At 70.6% G+C, this 19,941-nt stretch carries 15 protein-coding genes and 1 pseudogene; 13 read left to right on the forward strand and 3 right to left on the reverse strand.

Going from position 1 to position 19,941, the window contains the following annotated elements; translation table 11 throughout:
* Positions 1-142: 142 nt before the first annotated feature.
* Positions 143-1,066 carry an AEC family transporter gene (locus HGBR_RS09620; protein WP_019159132.1) on the reverse strand — a complete coding sequence of 308 codons (924 nt, stop codon included), beginning with the start codon at positions 1,064-1,066 and terminating at the stop codon, positions 143-145.
* A 61-nt stretch (positions 1,067-1,127) separates the two neighbouring features.
* Between HGBR_RS09620 and HGBR_RS09625 the strand changes: the two genes are divergently transcribed.
* Positions 1,128-4,814, forward strand: coding sequence for a DUF3418 domain-containing protein (locus HGBR_RS09625; RefSeq protein ID WP_083882850.1), 3,687 nt, complete (start codon positions 1,128-1,130; stop codon positions 4,812-4,814).
* On the forward strand, positions 4,766-5,593 hold the full coding sequence (locus HGBR_RS09630; protein WP_019159134.1) for a DUF3418 domain-containing protein: 828 nt from the start codon (positions 4,766-4,768) through the stop codon (positions 5,591-5,593). The genes HGBR_RS09625 and HGBR_RS09630 overlap by 49 nt, the downstream gene beginning before the upstream one ends.
* 6 nt (positions 5,594-5,599) lie before the next feature.
* On the opposite strand, the gene HGBR_RS09635 is transcribed toward HGBR_RS09630, so the two are convergent.
* The gene (locus tag HGBR_RS09635) at positions 5,600-6,004 is read right to left on the reverse strand and encodes a hypothetical protein (RefSeq protein WP_019159135.1); all 405 of its coding nucleotides are present in this window, start codon (positions 6,002-6,004) and stop codon (positions 5,600-5,602) included.
* Positions 6,005-6,054: 50 nt separating this feature from the next.
* Between HGBR_RS09635 and HGBR_RS09640 the strand changes: the two genes are divergently transcribed.
* The 8 genes and pseudogenes from HGBR_RS09640 (at position 6,055) to HGBR_RS09675 (ending at position 13,346) form a co-directional block, all read left to right on the forward strand.
* Entirely contained in the window at positions 6,055-7,659 is a 1,605-nt protein-coding gene (locus HGBR_RS09640; RefSeq protein WP_019159136.1) for a peptide chain release factor 3, read from the forward strand.
* Between the two features lie 182 nt (positions 7,660-7,841).
* Positions 7,842-8,927, forward strand: a complete 1,086-nt coding sequence (locus HGBR_RS09645) for an inositol-3-phosphate synthase (RefSeq protein ID WP_019159137.1) — start codon at positions 7,842-7,844, stop codon at positions 8,925-8,927.
* Between the two features lie 164 nt (positions 8,928-9,091).
* A complete protein-coding gene (locus HGBR_RS09650; protein ID WP_019159138.1) occupies positions 9,092-10,678 on the forward strand; it encodes an AbgT family transporter in 1,587 nt (528 codons plus the stop codon).
* Positions 10,679-10,811: 133 nt separating this feature from the next.
* The gene (locus HGBR_RS09655; protein WP_019159139.1) at positions 10,812-11,618 is read left to right on the forward strand and encodes a Bax inhibitor-1/YccA family protein; all 807 of its coding nucleotides are present in this window, start codon (positions 10,812-10,814) and stop codon (positions 11,616-11,618) included.
* A 20-nt stretch (positions 11,619-11,638) separates the two neighbouring features.
* Entirely contained in the window at positions 11,639-11,938 is a 300-nt protein-coding gene (locus HGBR_RS09660) for a hypothetical protein (protein WP_019159140.1), read from the forward strand.
* A 46-nt stretch (positions 11,939-11,984) separates the two neighbouring features.
* A complete protein-coding gene (locus HGBR_RS09665) occupies positions 11,985-12,470 on the forward strand; it encodes an acyl-CoA thioesterase (RefSeq protein WP_019159141.1) in 486 nt (161 codons plus the stop codon).
* Positions 12,471-12,480: 10 nt separating this feature from the next.
* Positions 12,481-12,732, forward strand: a pseudogene (locus HGBR_RS17370) (VOC family protein); the annotation flags it as partial.
* A 29-nt stretch (positions 12,733-12,761) separates the two neighbouring features.
* The gene (locus tag HGBR_RS09675; RefSeq protein WP_019159143.1) at positions 12,762-13,346 is read left to right on the forward strand and encodes a dihydrofolate reductase family protein; all 585 of its coding nucleotides are present in this window, start codon (positions 12,762-12,764) and stop codon (positions 13,344-13,346) included.
* A gap of 61 nt (positions 13,347-13,407) precedes the next feature.
* Here the strand turns inward: HGBR_RS09675 and HGBR_RS09680 are convergent, their stop codons facing one another.
* Positions 13,408-14,685 (reverse strand): type 2 periplasmic-binding domain-containing protein, encoded by a 1,278-nt coding sequence (locus HGBR_RS09680; RefSeq protein ID WP_019159144.1) that lies wholly within the window; start codon positions 14,683-14,685, stop codon positions 13,408-13,410.
* A 193-nt stretch (positions 14,686-14,878) separates the two neighbouring features.
* Here HGBR_RS09680 and HGBR_RS17375 point away from each other — a divergent pair, with 193 nt between their 5' ends.
* The 3 genes from HGBR_RS17375 (at position 14,879) to HGBR_RS09695 (ending at position 19,939) form a co-directional block, all read left to right on the forward strand.
* Positions 14,879-16,393: an AMP-binding protein gene (locus tag HGBR_RS17375; RefSeq protein ID WP_161601860.1), complete on the forward strand. Its 1,515-nt coding sequence runs from the start codon at positions 14,879-14,881 to the stop codon at positions 16,391-16,393.
* A gap of 122 nt (positions 16,394-16,515) precedes the next feature.
* Entirely contained in the window at positions 16,516-17,964 is a 1,449-nt protein-coding gene (locus HGBR_RS09690) for a sigma 54-interacting transcriptional regulator (protein WP_019159146.1), read from the forward strand.
* Positions 17,957-19,939 (forward strand): vWA domain-containing protein, encoded by a 1,983-nt coding sequence (locus HGBR_RS09695; RefSeq protein ID WP_019159147.1) that lies wholly within the window; start codon positions 17,957-17,959, stop codon positions 19,937-19,939. Before HGBR_RS09690 ends, HGBR_RS09695 begins: the two co-directional genes overlap by 8 nt.
* Positions 19,940-19,941: the final 2 nt, after the last annotated feature.

A 19,941-nucleotide genomic window follows, 5' to 3' on the forward strand; every position in this document is an offset into this window, starting at 1 on the left:
GGCCCGGTTCCCGGGAGGACACGCCTGCGAGCCCCCACCCTGTGGGAGACGCCCACCTGCTCCTGCCGGCCGTCTCCCACCTGCCTCAGCACGACCTCACCCGCCCCGGCAGGACATCGCCCACCCCGTGGGCGTCCCCCGCCTACCCCAGCAGGGCGGCGCAGAGCAGGATCGCCGGGATCGACAGGATCGTCGTGATGAAGACGCTGTCGCGCACCAGGGTCTCCGACTGGCGGTACCGCATCGCGTAGATGTAGACGTTCTGGGCGGTGGGCAGGGCAGAGGTGACGACGATCGCCAGCAGATCGGTCCCCGACCAGCCCAGCAGCGGCCCGCCGATCACCCAGGCCAGCACCGGCTGGAGGATCAGCTTGACGGTCGTGATGAGCGTGAGCTGCCGGCGCGTGCCCTTCGCCGGCAGGCTCCAGCCGTTCGAGAAGCTCAGCCCGAACGCCAGGAGCGCACCGGGCACGGACATGTCGCCGATCATGCTGAGTGGGTCGAAGAGCACGGGCGGAACGGTCACTCCGGTGCCGGAGACGATGATGCCCGCGACCGCACCCAGCACGATGGGGTTGCGCAGCACCGGGAAGATCGGCGACCACCAGTGGTCGACCTTCCCCATCCGCACGGTGTCGAGCACCGCCATGCCGATGGGCGCCAGCAGCAGCAGCTGGAACAGGAGGACGGGCGCCACGTAGGCGATGTCGCCCAGTACGTAGAGGGCGATCGGGATGCCCAGGTTGCCGATGTTCACGTAACTGACGGACCACGCGGAGAACATCGCCTCGCCGGTCGACCGCTTGCGTGCCCACCGGGTGAGGACGAAGAGGAGGATCGCGCACACGACCGCTGATCCGCCGGTCGCGATGAGCTGCGTGGAGAAGATGAACGACAGGTCCGTCGTCGCGATCATCGTGAAGAGGAGCGTGGGGGTCGCCAGGTAGAAGACGATGCCCGCGATGACGCGCTGCGCATGCTCGCCCAACAGGCCCGTCCGGCCCATGACGAGTCCGGTGAGCACGACGACGGCGATGACGCCGAATCCCTCGAGCACTCCCAGCACGCCGTCCCCTCCTCCGGTGGAACCTTACGCCGCCTCTCGCGCCGGTAACCTGGTGTTCGCCATGAGAGACGACTCGAACACCCCTGCCTCCGACCCCGCCGAACCCACCCGGACACCCCGCCGCCGAGGCCGCGGTCGCCGTCCGCGGCCGGGTTCCGGCGGTGCCCGGGCGGGCCGGGGCGGCCGCGCGCAGGCGCACGAGGAGCGCAGGGAACGGCAGCGGGCGGCCCGCGCCGCCCGCGCCCCGCTCCTCGAGTACCCGCCGGAACTGCCGGTCGTCGAGCACCGCGCGGAGATCGCGGAGGCGATCCGGGACCACCAGGTCGTCGTCATCGCGGGCGAGACCGGATCCGGCAAGACGACCCAGATCCCCAAGATCTGCCTGGAGCTGGGGCTGGGCGTCCACGGGATGATCGGCCACACGCAGCCCCGCCGCATCGCCGCCCGCTCCGTGGCCGCCCGCCTGGCGGACGAGATGGCCGAGGATCTGGGCGACACCGTGGGCTACCAGGTGCGCTTCACCGCGCAGGTGGCGGACCACACGCGGGTCAAGGTCATGACGGACGGCATCCTGCTGTCGGAGCTGCGCCATGACCGGCTGCTGCGCGACTACGAGGTCCTCATCATCGATGAGGCGCACGAGCGCAGCCTCAACATCGACTTCATCATCGGCCTGCTCACCCGCCTGCTGCGCGAGCGGCCGGACCTCAAGGTCATCATCACCTCCGCGACCATCAACCCGGAGGCGTTCAGCGAGCACTTCGGCGATGCGCCCATCATCTCCGTCTCCGGCCGCACCTATCCGGTCGAGGTCCGGTACCGGCCGCTGGACCCCAACGCCGAGGCCCCCACCCCCGAGGACGCCGACCCGGACGATCCGGACGAGGACGATACGCGGGGCTCGGCGCCGGGTGACGACCTCACCCGCGGCGGGGCCGCGCGCCGGCCGGTCAAGGACCAGGTCGAGGGGATCCTCGAGGCGTTCGACGAGCTGACGGGGGAGGAGCCCGGCGACATCCTCGTCTTCCTCTCCGGCGAACGGGAGATCCGCGACGCCGCGGACGCCCTGGAGGACCACATCCGGAAGGCCGGGCGGAAGGGACCGCGCCGCCGCGGCGCGGACTGGGAGGTCGTGCCCCTGTACGCCCGCCTGTCCGCGCAGGAGCAGCAGCGCGTGTTCCAGCGCCACGACCGCCCGCGCGTCGTGCTGGCGACGAACGTGGCGGAGACCTCGCTGACGGTGCCGGGCATCCGCTACGTCATCGACACCGGTGTCGCCCGCATCTCGCGCTACTCGAACCGCACGAAGGTGCAGCGCCTGCCCATCGAGCCCATCAGTCAGGCCAGTGCGAACCAGCGGAAGGGCCGCTCCGGTCGCACGAGCGACGGCATCTGCATCCGCCTCTACTCCCAGGCGGACTTCGAGGCCCGTCCGGAGTTCACGGACCCGGAGATCCTGCGGACCAACCTGGCGAGCGTCATCCTCCAGATGGTGACCCTGGGCTTCGCCCGGACACAGCAGGAGGTGACGGATTTCCCGTTCCTCACCCCGCCGGACACCCGCGCGGTGCGCGACGGTCGCCTGCTGCTCGAGGAGCTGAGCGCTCTGCGGACCGGGTCGGACGGTGCCCTCACGGTGACGGAGACCGGCCGGAGGATCGCGGCCCTGCCGATCGACCCCCGACTGGCGCGCATGGTCATCGCCGGCGCCCAGCACGGGTGCGGGGCGGAGGTCGCCGTCATCGTCGCCGCCCTCACGACCCAGGACCCGCGCGAGCGACCGGCGGAGCTGCGGGGGGAGGCTGACGCGCACCACGCCCGCTTCACGCACGCCCGCAGCGACTTCCTGTCGTTCCTCGCACTGTGGAACTACGTCCGCGAGCAGTCGCAGACCCTGTCCAGCTCGAAGTTCCGCAGGACGATCCGCGGGGAGTTCCTCAACTACGTGCGGATCCGCGAGTGGCAGGACCTCGTGGGACAGCTGCGGTCCCTGGCCGGATCCGCCGGGCTGCAGCTGGGCGAGGTGACGTGGAAGACGGGAGCCGACCACGGCCTCGGCGACGGGTCCGGCGATGACCGGGCGACGGGGAAGGATCGGGCGACCGGGAAGAACCAGAGGTCCGGGAAGGACCGGGCGACCGGCGGCGACCAGCCATCCGGGGCGCGGCAGGGGGCGGGCCGGCCGTCCGGCCCGCAGCCCGGCAGAGGACGGGACACCGGGCCGTTCGACCAGCAGGCCGTCGCGATCCACAAGGCCCTGCTGACGGGGCTCCTGTCGATGATCGGGCAGAAGCTGCCGGACGGACGCGAGTACCAGGGGGCGCGCGGGGCCCGGTTCCAGATTTTCCCCGGGTCGGGGCTGTTCAAGAAGGGGCCGGACTTCGTCATGGCCGCAGAGCTCGTCGAGACCTCGCGGCTGTGGGCCAGGACGGTCGCCTGGGCGGATCCGGACTGGGTCGTCGAGGTCGCCGGCGACCTCGTCAAGCGCACGCACGCGGAGCCGCGGTGGTCGGCGAAGAGCGGCCAGGCGGTCGCCAGCGAGAAGGCGACGCTCTACGGGGTGACGCTCTACACGGAGCGGCCCGTGTCGTACGCTCGCATCGACCGCACGGTCGCCCGCGAGCTCTTCATCCGCCACGCACTCGTCGAGGGCGACTGGCGGGAGCAGCATCAGTTCATGGCGACGAACGCGAAGACGCTGGCGGAGGCGGAGGAGCTGGCGTCCCGGACCCGCGACCGGCGGGTCCTGTCCGGCGACGACGACCTGTACGCGTTCTACGACGGGCGGGTGCCGGAGGACGTGCTGACGGCCTCGGACTTCACCGGCTGGTGGCGCAAGAAGCGCCGCGAGGACCCGTCATTCCTGGACGTGCCCCTGGAGACCCTGCTGGCCGAGGACGCCGCGGACCGCACGGCGGACCTGGCCCGCGACTATCCGACCCACTGGGTGCTGCCGGCGCGCAGCGACCTGGAGGAGGACGCGCGGGCGGAGCTGCGGTACGCGTTCGAGCCCGGCACCGCCGGCGACGGCGTGACCGCGGAGTTCCAGCTGCGCGACCTGGACCGGGCGGATCCGCACGCGTTCTCGTGGCACGTGCCCGGGCTGCGGATCGAATACATGTCCGCGCTCATCCGGTCGCTGCCCAAGGCGAAGCGCACGTACTTCGTGCCCGCCCCGGACGTCGCCCGCGACATCCTCCAGCAGGTGCGCGCGGCGGGGGAGGAGGGCGTGGGCAGCCTGCCGGAGGTCCTCGCCGCGGAGTTGACCGCGCGCGGCGGCGGAGGCCGCCTGGAGGACCGCAACCCCATCACCGTCACGACCGCGGACTTCGATCTGTCCCGCGTGCCCGCGCACCTGCGGATGCGCTACCGCCTGCTGCGCGGCCGCCGCGTCCTGGCCGAGGGGCTCGACCTCGCCGCACTCCAGGCCGAGCAGCGCAGGCGCACCGCCGCGAAGGCCGCGAAGACGGCAGGCGGCGGGGGAACGGCCTCCGGTGCGGGCGGGTCAGGGACGGCGACGTCCGGAGCACGCGGGTCCGGCGCTGGAGCGTCCGGAACGGGTGCGTCCGGCGGGGATGGCGCCGCGCGCCGCGGACGCACACACGCCGCGGGGGCCGGGTCCGCGGGTGCGGGCACCTCCCGTCGGGGTGGGGAGGCCGCCGAGGCCCCGGTCCCACCCGTGAGCAGCTCGTCGATCGGGTGGTCGCCGAGGCCGGTGCGGTGCTGGGCTACATCAAGGAGCACCTGACGACCCAGGAGAAGCTGATCCTGGCCGGGCATCAGACAACGGCGGACGCACTGCTGGACGCGCTGCTGCGCGTCGCGGCCCGCGGAGAGCTGGCCGGACGGGGGATCGGCGCCGACGGCCGGTGCGCCGCGGGTGCGGACGGCACAGGTCCTGACGGTGGGGACGGCCGGGGTGCGGCGACGGCGGCGGGGCAGGGGGCCTCGGGCGCGGGGGTGCCGGAGCTCGACGCGCTGGTCCGGGCCGCGCAGGGCGGACTGGCCCAGCGGGTCGACCAGCTGCTGCCGGCGCTCGTGAGCGCGCTCACGGCGTTCACGGCGCTGGACAAGAAGGTGACGGCCTCGTCGTCGCTGGTGATCCTGTCGAACCTGGCGGATGTGAAGGATTGGCGCGAGCAGATGGGCGAGCCCGCCGCGATCGCCGGGCTCAGCGAGGCGGCCCTCCTGCGGCTGCCGCGGTGGGTCGAGGCCGCTGTCGCCCGTGTCGACGCGATGGTGGACCAGCCGCCTCGGGACCGTCAGCTCATGGACCGGGTGCGGACCGCCGAGGCCGGGATCGAGAAGAAGCTGCAGAGCGCCCGGCCGGAGGTCGCGGGGCTGGGTCGGGCGGCCCGGTTGGGTGCGGTCGTGGAGGCCGGGGCGCCCCCGCGGGGACCGGGCGAGGGCTGGCACGCCGTCCTGTTCCAGCAGGAGGAGCTGCGCATCAGCCTCTACGCTCCCGCCCTGGGGACCGTGGGGAAGGTGTCGGAGCAGCGGATCGCGAAGGCGCTGGCCGCGCTGTGAGGCGGCTCAGACCCAGAAGACGCCGGTGACCAGCCACAGCAGCGGCATGAGGCCCGCGGCCAGCACCGTCGCACCCGCCCAGCTCCACCGCCACGTCCACGTGTCGCGACGCCAGCCGATGAAGAGGCAGGCCAGTGTCGCGACGAGGCAGATGAACCCGCCCACGGACATGAGGCCCACGCCGAACTGGGCCCACCCGCCGGCACCCAGCTGCAGGATGTAGACGGCGATCTGCGAGACCTCCAGCGAGAACGCGATCGCCAGCCACAGGAGCGGGACGCTCAGCAGGGCGGCGAGCACGAGGGGGAGGATGCGCAGTCGACGACCGGACCGTCCGGGGTCGCGGGCGACGGTCGTGACCTCGTCCTCGCGGCGCGGCTGCGGCTGGGATCCTCTGCCTCGTCTGCTCACGTGCCCAGCCTAGATGTCCCGGCTGGACGGCACCTGCCTACACTGGTGCGGTGAACTCCGGTCCCTCCTCCTCCACGATCAGTCCCGCAGACGTCCGCGCGCAGGCGAAGCGCAGGCGCACCTTCGCGGTCATCTCCCACCCCGACTCCGGCAAGTCGACGCTCACAGAGGCGCTCGCCCTCCACGCCCGTGCGATCGGCACCGCGGGAGCCGTCCACGGGAAGGCGGGGCGCCGCTCGACGGTCTCCGACTGGATGACGATGGAGCAGGAGCGCGGCATCTCGATCACGTCCGCGGCCCTCCAGTTCGAGTACGACGACGTCGTCTTCAACCTTCTCGACACCCCCGGGCACGCGGACTTCTCCGAGGACACGTACCGCGTCCTCTCCGCCGTCGACAGCGCCGTCATGCTCGTCGATGCGGCGAAGGGCCTCGAGGTCCAGACGATGAAGCTCTTCGAGGTGTGCGCCCACCGCGGCATCCCCATCGTCACCGTCATCAACAAGTGGGACCGGGCCGGCATGGACGCGCTCGCCCTCATGGACGAGATCCACGAGCGCACCGGCATGCTGCCCACCCCGCTCACGTGGCCGGTGGGGCAGTCCGGCGACTTCCGCGGGGTGCTCGATCGGCAGTCCGGCGATTACACGAAGTACACGCGCGCGGCCGGCGGCGCCAGCATCGCGGGCGAGGAGACGTTCGACCCGGCCGCCGCGGAGGAGCTCGAGGGCGATGCGTGGACGACCGCGGTGGACGAGGCGGACCTGCTGGAGCTCGAGGACCAGAACCACGATCAGGAGGCGTACCTGGCCGGTCGCACGACGCCCGTGCTGTTCGCGTCCGCGGTCCTGAACTTCGGCGTCCACAAGCTGCTCGACACGCTCGTGTCGATCGCGCCGGCCGCGGAGCCCCGCCCGGACGTCGACGGCGAGCCGCGCCCGGTCGACGCGCCGTTCTCCGGCTTCGTGTTCAAGGTGCAGGCGGGGATGGACCAGAACCACCGCGACCGGCTGGCGTACGTGCGCGTGTGCTCCGGCGTGTTCGAGCGCGGCATGGTCGTCACGCACGCGTCCACGGGCAAGCCCTTCGCGACCAAGTACGCGCAGCAGGTGTTCGGTCGCGATCGGGAGGTCGTCGACGAGGCGTTCCCCGGCGACGTCGTGGGTCTGGTGAACGCATCCGCGCTGCGGGTGGGCGACTCGCTGTACCTCGACCGGAAGGTCGCGTTCCCGGGGATCCCCACCTTCTCGCCGGAGCACTTCATGGTCATCCGCGCGAAGGACTCCTCGAAGTACAAGCAGTTCCGCCGCGGTATCGAGCAGCTGGACCACGAAGGCGTCATCCAGGTGCTGCGCAGCGACCTGCGCGGCGACCAGGCACCCGTGCTGGGCGCAGTGGGTCCCATGCAGTTCGAGGTCGCCGAGGACCGGATGGTCCACGAGTTCAACGCCCCCTGCGAACTGGAGCGGCTCAACTTCTCGATCGCGCGGCGGACCGTTCCCGAGTCCGTGCCCACCCTGGCGCGCGAGCGGAACGTCGAGGTCCTGTCCCGGTCCGACGGCGAGCTGCTGGCTCTGTTCTCCGACCGGTGGCGACTGCAGGGCGTCGAGCGCCAGCACCCGGATCTCGTCCTGGAGCCGCTGGTCGTCAGCTAGAGCGCGTCCCACTGTGAAGAGCGGCACGCGCCTCCGAGTCGCCCGTCCGGTTCGCGGAGGACTAAGATGAGCGGGCGCCCGTACGGACATCCGGTGAACACCATGCGTGGAAACCGTGAACCGTCGTGCGTGCACGCATGCACGCCCGGGCTCCGTGAAGACCGCGAGGAGAGTACGAGACTGTGGCTGAGAATCCGATCCGGGTCGCCATCGCCGGCCTGGGCAACTGCGCGAGTTCCCTGATCCAGGGAGTGGAGTACTACCGCGATGCGGACCCCGCGCAGAAGGTGCCGGGGCTCATGCACGTGCAGTTCGGCGACTACCACGTGAGTGACCTCCAGTTCGTCGCCGCCTTCGACGTCGACGGCAAGAAGGTGGGCCAGGACATCTCCGAGGCCATCTACGTGAGCGAGAACAACACGCTCAAGCTCGCGGACGTGCCGCCCACGGGCGTGACGGTGCAGCGCGGACCCACCCTGGACGGGATGGGCGTCTACTACCGCGACACGATCGTCGAGTCCGACGCGGAACCGGTCGACGTCGCGCAGGCGCTGCGGGACGCCCGCGCGGACGTGCTCGTCTGCTACCTGCCCGTGGGCTCGCAGCAGGCGACGGAGTACTACGCGCAGGCTGCGCTGGACGCGAAGGTCGCGTTCGTGAACGCGCTGCCCGTCTTCATCGCCGGCACCAAGGAGTGGGATGAGAAGTTCCGCGCCGCCGGCGTCCCGATCGTGGGCGATGACATCAAGAGCCAGATCGGTGCGACCATCACCCACCGGGTCATGGCGAAGCTGTTCGAGGACCGCGGCGTCGTGCTGGACCGCACGTACCAGCTGAACGTGGGCGGCAACATGGACTTCAAGAACATGCTCGAGCGCGAGCGACTCGAGTCGAAGAAGATCTCGAAGACGCAGGCCGTCACCTCCAACACGAGCGTCGACCTGGCCGCACGCGACGTCCACATCGGCCCCTCCGACTACGTCGAGTGGCTGGACGACCGCAAGTGGGCGTTCGTCCGCCTGGAGGGCCGCAACTTCGGCGACGCCCCCGTGTCGCTCGAGTACAAGCTGGAGGTCTGGGATTCGCCCAACAGTGCCGGCGTCATCATCGACGCGGTGCGCGCGGCGAAGATCGGACTGGACCGCGGGGTCGGGGGAGCGCTGCTGAGCGCCTCGTCGTACTTCATGAAGTCCCCGCCGCACCAGCAGGACGACGATGCGGCGCACGCCGCCGTCGAGGCATTCATCCGCGGCGAGATCGACACCTGAGCCGACCCGTCCTGCGCGGCAGGACACCGCACGCCCGTCGGCGCGGACGGGCGTGCGTTTCGTACCACTCAGGCACTACAGTGACCCCGGTCGCTTCGTGCGCGTGCTCTGGGGCACTCGGAGGCGGCCGACAACCCCGTCCCCGATTGTCCTGAGGAGGAACCGTGTCCGGTTCCACGGCTGCGAGCCCCACACCCGCCCCCGCGACCGGTGAGGGGGAGCGCCTGGGTCCCCTGATGCGCGCCCTCATCGTCATCGAGAAGGCCGGCAACAAGCTGCCGCACCCGTTCTGGCTGTTCCTGGGCCTCGCGGGGATCGTCATGCTCCTGTCGGCGGTCTTCTCCGCCACCGGACTCTCCGCCCTCAACCCGGCCACCGGTGAGAACGTCACCGTCACCAACCTGTTCAGCGCCGAGTCGCTGCGGGAGCTCGTGGCCGGCATCGTCGACAACTATGTCACCTTCCCCGCCCTGGGCCTCGTGCTCGTCGTGCTGTTCGGCGTCGCGGTCGCGGAGCAGTCGGGACTCATCCCCGCGCTCATGAAGGCCGCGCTGCGCTCGGCCTCACCGCGCTGGGTGACGGTCATCGTCGCGCTGGTCGGCTCCGCCGCCTCCATGGCCTCCGATGCGGCGTACATGATCGTCATCCCGCTGGGCGGCATCGCGTTCAAGGCGGTGGGACGCAACCCGATCATCGGCTGCGCCGTCGCCTACGCGGCGACCTCCGGCGGCTACTCGGCGGCCCCCTTCGTCAACTCGCTCGACGCGATCCTGGGCGGACTCTCTACATCCGCGGCCCAGATCATCGACCCCGAGTACGTCGTGACCCCGGTGGCGAACCTCTACTTCAACTTCGCGTCGATGTTCGTCGTGGCCTTCGCCGTGACCCTCGTGACGGAGCTCCTCCTCAACAAGCGCGGCGAGCAGCTGACGGTCGACGCGGACTCGGACGACGGCGTGGACGACCACGACGAGTTCGCCCGCGGAGCGACGGCGACGGAGAAGCGCGGCATGATCGCCGCACTCATCACGATGGTGCTGGGGATCGCCCTGATCATCGTCCTGGCGCTGCCGGAGGCCTCCTTCCTGCGTGACGCGGAGGGCGGCTTCGGCCCCGAGTCCGGGCTCATGGCGGGCATCGCTGCGATCGTCGGCTTCGGCTTCTTCGTCATCGGCATCGCCTACGGAGTCGTGACGGGCTCGATCCGGTCCTGGGAGACGATCCCCAACATGATGGCCGAGGGTGTGCGCCCGTTCGTCCAGGTGATGGTGCTGTTCTTCGCCGCGGCCCAGTTCCTTGCGGTCTTCCGCGCGTCGGCGCTGGGTGAGATCTTCGCGATCAAGGGCGCGGAGTTCTTCGAGACGATCGACGCCGGCCCGTTCGTCATCCTCCTGGGCGCCTCCCTGCTGGTCGGTGCGGGCGCGCTGTTCATCACCTCCGGCACCGGCCTGTGGACGCTGCTGAGCGTCATCCTCGTCCCGATGCTCATGCTGCTGGGCATCTCCCCGGAGACGACCCAGGCCATGTACCGCATCGGCGACTCCACGTTCAACATCGTGTCGCCCATGAGCCCGTACTTCATCATGATCCTGGGCTTCGTCCAGCGCTACAAGAAGGACGCGGGCATCGGCACGCTCCTGTCGATGACGATCCCGCTGAGCATCGTCATGTGGCTGTGCTGGACGGCGTTCTTCTTCATCTGGTGGGCCCTGGGCATCCCGTTCGGGCCGGGCACCAGCACCACCTACTGACCCGCGGGGCCGAGCGCGGGGGTCACAGCGGTGTCACGATCCCCGCGCAGGTCGGGAATGCTGAGCAGTGTCTCAGCGTTCCTCCATAGAATGGAATCCGACGAACACCACGACGCCCCTTGGGAGGGACCACATGAGCAACCCGCTGGTGCGCCGCGGCCTCAATGACGGCATCAAGGCCGGTCAGCAGCAGAACCGCATCCCCGCCCCGTCCGATGCGCAGCTCCAGGAGATGTACGACGCACCGTCGTACCAGCAGCCGGTCGCAGATCGGTCGATGACCTACGACGACGTCCTCATGAAGACGGCGATCTGCTTCGCCGTCCTGCTGGCCGGTGCCGTCATCGGCTGGGTCATGCCGATGCTCGCACTGCCGGCGGCGATCGTCGCGCTGGTGATCGGACTGGTCATCGCGTTCAAGAAGGAGCCCAGCAAGGGGCTCATCCTCACGTACTCCGCGATCGAGGGCGTGTTCCTGGGCGGCATCTCCCGGACCTTCGAGATGGCCTACGACGGCATCGTCATGCAGGCGGTGCTGGGCACGCTCAGCGTCTTCCTCGTCATGTTCGCGCTCTTCAAGTTCAAGATCGTCCGGATGAGCTCCGGCTTCATGAAGTTCCTCATGCTCGCCGTGGGCGGGTACGCGGTCTTCTCGCTCGTGAACTTCGCCTTCGCGATGTTCTCCGGCGGAGAGATGAATGCGCGGAACATGGAGATCACCCTGCTGGGCATCACGATGCCGCTGGGCGTCCTCATCTCCGGTGTCGCCGTGATCCTCGCGGCTCTCACCCTCGTCGCGGACTTCCAGATGATCGAGGAGGGCGTGCGCCACCAGATCCCGGAGAAGTACTCGTGGGTCTGCGCGTTCTCGCTCATGGTCACGCTCATCTGGCTCTACATCGAGATCCTGCGACTGCTGTCCTACTTCCGACAGAACTGACGGGATCACCGGGACACGACATGGTCACCACGGCGCGGGCGGCGGAACTCCACGAGGAGGTCCGCCGCCTTCGTCGTCGCGTGACGGCACTGACGACACCCCAGCTGGACGACGGTCGGCGGACCCATATCCGAACGGCGCTGCGGCGGCTCTCGGACGTGGGCGCACACGGTCGGCCGGTTCCCGACCTGGGTGATCGGGTGCTGGCGGACCAGGTGGTCGTCCTCCTGACCGACTGCCTGCCGGAGTATGGGGCCACCGATCAGCAGACGGTGCGCGCACTGCGGATCGCGCAGGACCTGCGACAGGATCTCGCATGAGTTTCCGGCTCTCCCAGGAGCGCGGACAGAAGAAGGAGCACGACGCATGACCTACCCCCACAGCCACGACGAGGCGATCCAGGGCCCGCACGGCGAGGACCGCTTCGAGGCGATGAACTTCCACACCCGCAAGTGGGTGCGACCGGAGGACCTCAACGCGAACGGGACGCTTTTCGGCGGCAGCCTGCTGCGCTGGATCGACGATGAGGCGGTCGTCTACGCGATGATCCAGCTGGGCAACCAGCGGATCGTCACGAAGTACATCTCGGAGATCGAGTTCGTGTCGTCCGCGACGCAGGGCGACATCCTGGAGATCGGCCTGCAGGCCGTCCACTTCGGCCGCACCTCGCTCACGATGCGGTGCGAGGTGCGCAACATCATCACGGGGGACACGATCCTCTCGATCGACAGGATCGTCTTCGTGGCACTGGCCGAGGACGGGTCGCCCCTGCCGCACGGCTACTCCACCATCACGTACGCCCGCGATCGCTTCCCGGAGGACCTCCGGCGCCGGAAGCGCTCGATCTCCTGAGGAGCTCTCCATGACGATCCGGCTGGAGAACGTGGGTATCGCCGTGCAGGACCTGGATGCGACGATCGCCTTCTTCACGGACCTGGGACTGACGGTTCTGGGACGCGACACCGTGCAGGGGGATTGGGCGGACACCGCAGTGGGCCTCGACGGCAACCACGCCCGCATCGCGCTCCTCCAGACGCCGGACGGCCACGGCAGGCTCGAGCTCTTCGAGTACAACCACCCGGAGGCGATCCCGACCGCGCCCACCCAGCCGCACGCAGCGGAGGACCTGACAGGGGAGGGCGCATGAGCGAGGCGCGGCAGAACGGCGCACCGGGCGGCCGCATCGTCTACGAGACCGCGACCTCCATCGACGGGTGGATCGCGGATCAGCAGAACTCGCTGTCGTGGCTCTTCGCCGTCCCGATGGAGGAGCAGGACCAGGCCTCGCTCTCCCCGCCCGCTGCACCCGTCCAGGTGATGGGATCGACGACCTACCTGTGGGTGCTCGAGGAGATGGGGGCGCTCGAGGATCCGCGGAAGTGGTCGGAGGCGTTCGCGCCGGCGGACGTCTTCGTCTTCACCACCCGGGACTTGCCTGTCCCCGAAGGCACAAAGATCACGTTCCTGTCCGGCGACGTCGCGGACCACCTGGGGACTCTGCGCACCGCGGCGGCCGGCGGAGACATCTGGGTGGTGGGCGGGGGCGATCTGGCCGCACAGTTCCTGGAGGCCGGCGCACTCGACGAGATCGTCCTGTCCGTCGCGCCCGTCATGCTGGGTTCCGGCGCCCCGCTCTTCCCGCGCAGGCTCGAAGCGGACCGGCTCACTCTGGTGAGCGCGACACAGGCAGGACAGTTCGCCCGGCTCGTCTACCGCGTGACCCCGTGACGCGACGGGCGCCCCGTCCGCGCTCGCGGAGGGGACGCCCGTCCACGGGAGTCGGCGGCCGTCAGCCGGGACGGTGCTCCAGCATCGTCTCCTCCAGCAGCGCCTGCGCGATCGGGCGGTAGTCGGTGCTCTCGTCGTACCACTGGTCGAAGTCCGCGAACTCGCCGGTCTCCTCATAGCCCAGCTCCTCGATCTTCGCCTGCCACGTCTCGCGGGAGGCGTCGAGGCGCTCCTGGATGTCCTCGCCGATGATCCCGGACTCCGCGACCTCGCCGCGCGTCTCCTCCGCGAACGACCGGATCTCATCCTGCAGCGCGGTGGAGGCCTCGTCGATGCTGCCGTCGCCCTCGTTCGCCAGTTCGATCGCATCGACCTTGCTGCCCACGGTCGAGACCATGCCGCCGTGGAAGTACGCGTCGAACCCGTCGAAGAGGATCTGCTGGTACGCCAGTGGCAGGGAGTCGACCGTTGATCCGGTGAGGATCGCGCCGGCCACGCGCGGGAAGCTGGTCTCCGTGGGGTAGCCCAGGTGGGGCGCGACCTCGAAGAAGCCGCCCTGGACCACATCGGACAGAACGGCAAGCGTGCAGTCGATCGTGCCGCGCTGCAGGGCCTCGTACGCTTCGTCGCCCGCGATGGACACGGGCGTGCCGCCCACGTGCTCGACCATGTCATTCGCGGCCGGCGATCCGACGCGCACCTGGAGCCCCTGCCAGTCCTCCAGGTCCGGGACAGGGTCCGTGCAGATCGAGTAGTAGTTGCCCGAGGCCATGACCGGGACGAGCGGCGTCACGCCGATCGCCTCGTATTCCTCGAGGATCTGGGGCGTGCCCCACGCGACGTCCGCCGCGACGATGTTCGCCAGGATCTCGCCGACCATGGGGGACGACGGGTCGCCGCCCAGCATGTTGTTGAGCGCGTTGAAGGCCGGGAACTGCGCCGGGTCGTAGGACGGCAGTGTAAAGGCCATGTCGACGCGCCCGTCGGCCAGCGCATCGTGGATCTCGTCGTAGGTCGCGATCGACTGGTTCCAGGCCAGGTCGACGGTGATCTTCCCACCGGACCGCTCCTCGACCGCCTCCTTGAATTCCGTGCCCAGCGGCGCCTGCGGCGAGTCCTGCGAGGTGGCCGGGACCTGGTACGTAATCGTCACGGGCTCCAGGTCCTCCAGCGCGGCGGCGACCTCCTCATCGGACGCGCCGTAGTCGAAGCCGTCGCCGGCCTCGCCACCGGAGGTGGAGCCGCCCGCGCTGCCCGCGCATGCGGTCAGGACGAGTGCCAGTGCGGACAGCGCCGCGGCGCCGCCCAGCCGTGGGTGCAGTGATGTGTGGGCCCTCATGCGTTCGCCTTTGAATCGGGTGGAGGGAACGGTGCGAGGAATTGACCCGCATCTCAGATCGTATCTCACTGATCGTTCGTTCATCCTTGACGCTCGCGCGTGCGCCTGCCTAGCCTGCTGGTGACAGGCACGCCGGGGTGCCGTGCGTGTCGATGGGACCGCGGATCCGGTGTACCGGGAAGGCCGCACCGCCGTGACACACACATCCCCGCAGCTCAGCATCGCCGTGGCACCCGTGGGTGAGGGACTCGATGTCGACGTCGAGCCCACGTTCTCCCAGCAGTTCGCTCTCCACGCCCGCGACCGCGGGGAGACGGACGCGATCATCGACTCGACGGGAACGCTCACCTTCGCGCAGCTGGAGGCCCGGACGAACCAGCTGGCCCGCCTGTTCTGTCAGCGAGGAGTGGGGGAGGGCGACTTCGTCCTCCTCGCGTCGCCGGCCCCGTCCGACCTGCTGCTGGGGGCCATCGCCGCGTGGAAGGTCGGGGCCGTACCCATGCCGGTCTCCGATCGGCTGGTCCAGCGCGAGCTCGATGCCCTCGTCGAGTTGGGGCGGCCGGCGCTCGCGATCGACACGACGGATCGCGCGCTGGGTGTCCCCCGCATCATCGACCTCGCTGAGGCCAGCACGCAGGAAGCGGGCCCGCTGCCGCCGGTCATCGCCCCGTCCCTCAAGTCGCCCACCTCCGGTGGCAGCACGGGGATGCCCAAGCTCATCGTCTCCGGCTCGACCGCGGTCCCGGAGGCGATTGCGGGCATGGGCCGGCTCATGGGCGTGCCGCCGCACTCCGTCTGCCTCATCACGGCGGCGCTGCACCACAACGCCTCATTCAGCGACGCGCTGGCCGCCCTCACGATGGGCAGCACCACCGTGCTCATGGAGCGCTTCGACGCGGAGGAGACGCTCGCGATGATCGAGCGCCATCGTGCGCACTGGGTCTATGCGGTGCCCACGATGATGCAGCGGATCTGGAAGCTTCCGCAGACGGTGAAGGACGCGTACGACCTGTCGTCCGTCCAGACGCTCTTCCACGTCGCCGCGCCCTGTCCCGCGTGGCTCAAGCGCGCATGGATCGATTGGCTGGGACCGGAGGCGATCCGCGAGCTCTACGGCACGACGGAGGGCCAGGCCGCGACCGTGATCACCGGGACCCAGTGGCTGGAGCACCCCGGATCCGTAGGGGCACCCGTCGTGGGCGAGGTGAGCATCCGCGACGACGCGGGGCACGTGCTGCCGATCGGCGAGACCGGTGTGGTGTGGGCGCGGCGCGGGGCGGGAGAGCCCGCCTCCTACCACTACCTGGGCTCACAGGCGGAGGTCGACTCCGACGACTGGGAGACGGTGGGCGATGTGGGCAGGCTCGACGCGGACGGGTACCTGTACCTCACCGACCGCCGGACAGACATGGTGCTGGTGGGCGGGGTCAACGTCTACCCGGCGGAGGTCGAGGCCGTCAGCGACATGCATCCGGAGGTCCTGGCGTCGTGCTGCGTGGGCATCGACGACGAGGAACTGGGATCGGTCCCCGCACTCGTCGTGGAGACACACTCCGGGCAGGTTCCCGCGGACCTGGACGACCACCTGCGGGCGCACCTGGCGCGCGTGAAGCAGCCCCGACGCACCGTAGCGACGACGGATCGTCTGCGGGATGCGGCGGGCAAGATCCGGAAGCGGGAGATCCGCGCGGCCCACCTGGTGGGCTGATCCCGGCCGCTCCACGACGGCTGCACGGCCTGACACGGGCGCGCCCGTCCAGTGGTAGCGAGCCGTCCTGCTCCGCGGACCGGCCCCTATCGCCCCGCGCGGAACCGGTCTAGCGTGGAGGTGTGACGACCTTCGACGCCGCCTCCGCCTCCCCGCAGCCCACGATCACGACGCTGGGCGGTCTCCGCGCGGCGGGGATCGCCACCCGCTCGCTGCGGGAGGAGCTGCGGGGGAACCTGCTGGCCGCGCTGTCCACCGGCGCGGATCCGTGGCCGGGTCTCCACGGCCTGGGCGACACCGTCCTGCCGCAGGTCGAGCGCGCCCTCATCGCCGGCCACGACATCGTGCTGCTGGGGGAGCGCGGACAGGGCAAGTCGCGGCTGCTGCGCGCGCTCACCGCCCTGCTGGACGAGTGGTCGCCCGCGATCGCCGGCACGGACCTGTCGGAGGACCCCTTCCACCCGATCACCGCCGCGGCGCAGGCCCGTGCCCGCGCCCAGGGCGACGAGCTGCCGATCGTCTGGCGGCACCGGTCGGAGCGGTTCGTGGAGAAGCTCGCCACCCCGGACACCTCCGTCGCGGACATGATCGGCGACGTCGACCCCGTCAAGGTCGCGGAGGGTCGCAGCCTGGGCGACCCGGAGACCATCCACTTCGGCCTGGTGCCCCGGGCGCATCGCGGGATCGTCGCGATCAACGAGCTGCCGGACCTCGCCGAGCGCATCCAGGTCGCGCTCCTGACCGTCATGGAGGAGCGCGACGTCCAGATCCGCGGCTACGTCCTGCGCCTGCCCCTGGACGTGCTGGTCGTCGCCTCCGCGAACCCGGAGGACTACACGAACCGCGGGCGCATCATCACCCCGCTCAAGGACCGCTTCGGGGCGGAGATCCGCACCCACTACCCTCCGGAGCTGGACGACGAGATCGCGGTCGTCCGGCAGGAGGCGCACCTGGCCGCGGACGTGCCCGACCACCTCATCGAAGTGCTGGCCCGCCTGACGCGCGGCCTGCGCGAGTCCCCGGCGATCGACCAGTCCTCCGGTGTCTCCGCCCGCTTCACGATCGCGGCGGCGGAGACGGTCGCGGCCGCCGCGCGTCGCCGGGCCGCGCTGGCGCAGGCATCCCGGGAGGAGACCGCGGTCCCGGACGGCACCGCCGCCGAGGCCGTGGCCCGTCCCGTGGACCTGGGCACCCTGGTCGACGTGCTGCGGGGCAAGCTCGAGTTCGAGCCCGGTGAGGAGGGCACGGAGCGCGAGGTGCTGGAGTACGGCCTGCGCGTCGCGACCGCGGAGACGGCGCGCCACCGACTGGCCGGCCTGGACCTGGGCCCGCTGGTCCGGGCGTTCGAGGACGGGGTCACCGTCACGACGGGTGACGCGGTCTCCGCCACCGCACTGCTGGACGGACTGCCGGACCTGGACGAGGCGGGACTCTACGACGCGATCGCAGAGCGGCTGGACGCGCAGTCCGACGGGGAGCGGGCGGCGGCGATCGAGCTGGCGCTCGAGGGTCTTTACCTGTCGCGGAAGCTGTCGAAGGAGACGGGGGAGGGACAGGCCGTCTATGGATGACGTCCGCTACGGCCGCTTCGCCGGAGGTCCGGATCCACTGGAACCGCCCGTGGATCTGGCCGACGCGCTCGCGTCCGTCGCGGATGACGTCATGGCCGGCTATGGTCCCGACCAGGCACTGCGCGAGTATCTGCGTCGGGGCGGGGAGCGGACGAGGGGCCTCGACGATCTGGCCGGCGACATCCAGCGCCGGCGCCGCTCCCTGCTGGACCGTCACGGGATGGGCGGCACGCTCGAGGAGGTGCAGCGGCTCCTCGACGACGCGGTCCTGGCGGAGCGGGGGCAGCTGGCGCGCGACATCACCATGGACGAGACGGACCGGGCGCTGCGCGAGATGCAGATGGAGAACCTCCCGGACTCGCCGGCCGCAGCGGTGTCGGAGCTGCGCGACTACGACTGGACGTCGCAGGAAGCGCGCGAGTCGTTCGAGCAGATCCGGGACCTGCTGGGTCGCGATCTGCTGGACGCGCGCTTCGCGGGCATGAAGCAGGCGCTGGAGAACGCGACGGACGAGGATCGCGCCCGCGTCCAGGAGATGCTGAGCGACCTGGGCGATCTGCTGGAGAAGCGGGAGCGCGGTGAGGACACGGACGAGGACTTCGCCCGCCTCATGGACAAGCACGGCGATCTGCTGCCGGATGGCGTCCAGTCGCTCGATGAGCTCGTAGACGAACTGGCGCGGCGGTCCGCTGCGGCCTCACGCATGCTCGCCTCGATGACGGACGAGCAGCGGGCGGAGCTCGCCCAGCTGTCCCAGCAGGCGTTCGGCTCGCCGCAGCTGCAGGAGCAGCTCGATCGGGTGGACCGTGGCTTGCGGGGATTGCGGCCGGAGCTGGACTGGAGCGGCGGGGAGACCTTCGGCGGGGACGAACCGCTGGGTCTGGGCGAGGGCGCCGGGGTCATGGAGGACATCGCAGAGCTCGACCGCCTCGCCCAGCAGCTGGGTCAGTCCTACCCGGGCGCCACCCTGTCCGACCTGGACCTGGCCGGCCTCGAGAAGCACCTGGGACGCGACGCCGTCGCGGACGCGCGGATGCTCCGAGAGATCGAGGAGCGGATGCGCGACTCCGGATACCTGCGGCGTTCCCCGGACGGCGACCTGCGTCTGTCGCCGGCGGCGCTGCGCCGCCTGGGGAAGTCCCTCCTGCGCGATGCGGCCACCCGCCTGTCGGGGCGGGCCGGTCAGCGGGACGCACGGATGGCCGGGATCGCCGGCGAGCAGACCGGGGCGACCCGGCCCTGGGAGTTCGGGGACACGGAGCCGTGGGACGTGGGCCGGACCGTGGGCAACGCGATCATGCGCACGGCCGCCGACGGCGGCGATCCCCGCCGGGGAGTGCGCATCCGGGTCGACGACGTCGAGGTCCAGCAGAACGAGGCACGCACCCGTGCGGCGGTCGCCCTCCTCGTGGACGTGTCGTTCTCCATGGCGATGGAGGGCTGGTGGCTGCCCATGAAGCGGACCGCGCTCGCCCTCCACCACCTGGTGCGCACCCGCTTCCGCGGGGACGACCTCACGCTCATCACGTTCGGCCGGATGGCACGGACGACGGACCTCGAGGGGCTCGTGGGGCTGGGCGCGGAGTACGAGCCGGGCACCAACCTGCATCACGGCCTCCTGCTGGCCGGCGAGTTCTTCCGCAAGCACCCCACGGCGCAGCCCGTCCTCCTCATCGTGACGGACGGTGAGCCCACCGCGTACCTCACGCCGCGCGGCGAGAGCGCGTTCTCCTATCCGCCGGACTCCGTGACGATCCGGAAGACCGTCGAGGAGCTTGACCGAGTGGGCCGGATGGGCGCGCAGACGACGATCTTCCGGCTGGGGGAGGACCGCGGTCTGGCGCGCTTCGTCGACGCGATGGCGCGCAGGGTCCGCGGCACGGTCGTCGCACCCGGTCAGGACGAGCTGGGCGCCGCCGTCGTGGGCGAGTTCATGCGGACCCGCCGCCGCGGCGGCGACCAGCGCGCGGGGTGAGG

The sequence above is a fragment of the Brevibacterium senegalense genome, from assembly GCF_000285835.1.
In the GTDB taxonomy this organism is placed as follows: domain Bacteria; phylum Actinomycetota; class Actinomycetes; order Actinomycetales; family Brevibacteriaceae; genus Brevibacterium; species Brevibacterium senegalense.

What these genes read in the sequence shown, in the direction of transcription:
- HGBR_RS09675 (WP_019159143.1), top strand. Translation starts at nt 12,762, where the DNA reads ATGAGCGAGGCGCGGCAGAACGGCGCACCGGGCGGCCGCATCGTCTAC.
- HGBR_RS09695 (WP_019159147.1), top strand. Translation starts at nt 17,957, where the DNA reads ATGGATGACGTCCGCTACGGCCGCTTCGCCGGAGGTCCGGATCCACTG.
- HGBR_RS09665 (WP_019159141.1), top strand. Translation starts at nt 11,985, where the DNA reads ATGACCTACCCCCACAGCCACGACGAGGCGATCCAGGGCCCGCACGGC.
- HGBR_RS09660 (WP_019159140.1), top strand. Translation starts at nt 11,639, where the DNA reads ATGGTCACCACGGCGCGGGCGGCGGAACTCCACGAGGAGGTCCGCCGC.
- HGBR_RS09625 (WP_083882850.1), top strand. Translation starts at nt 1,128, where the DNA reads ATGAGAGACGACTCGAACACCCCTGCCTCCGACCCCGCCGAACCCACC.
- HGBR_RS09680 (WP_019159144.1), bottom strand. Translation starts at nt 14,685, where the DNA reads ATGAGGGCCCACACATCACTGCACCCACGGCTGGGCGGCGCCGCGGCG.
- HGBR_RS09655 (WP_019159139.1), top strand. Translation starts at nt 10,812, where the DNA reads ATGAGCAACCCGCTGGTGCGCCGCGGCCTCAATGACGGCATCAAGGCC.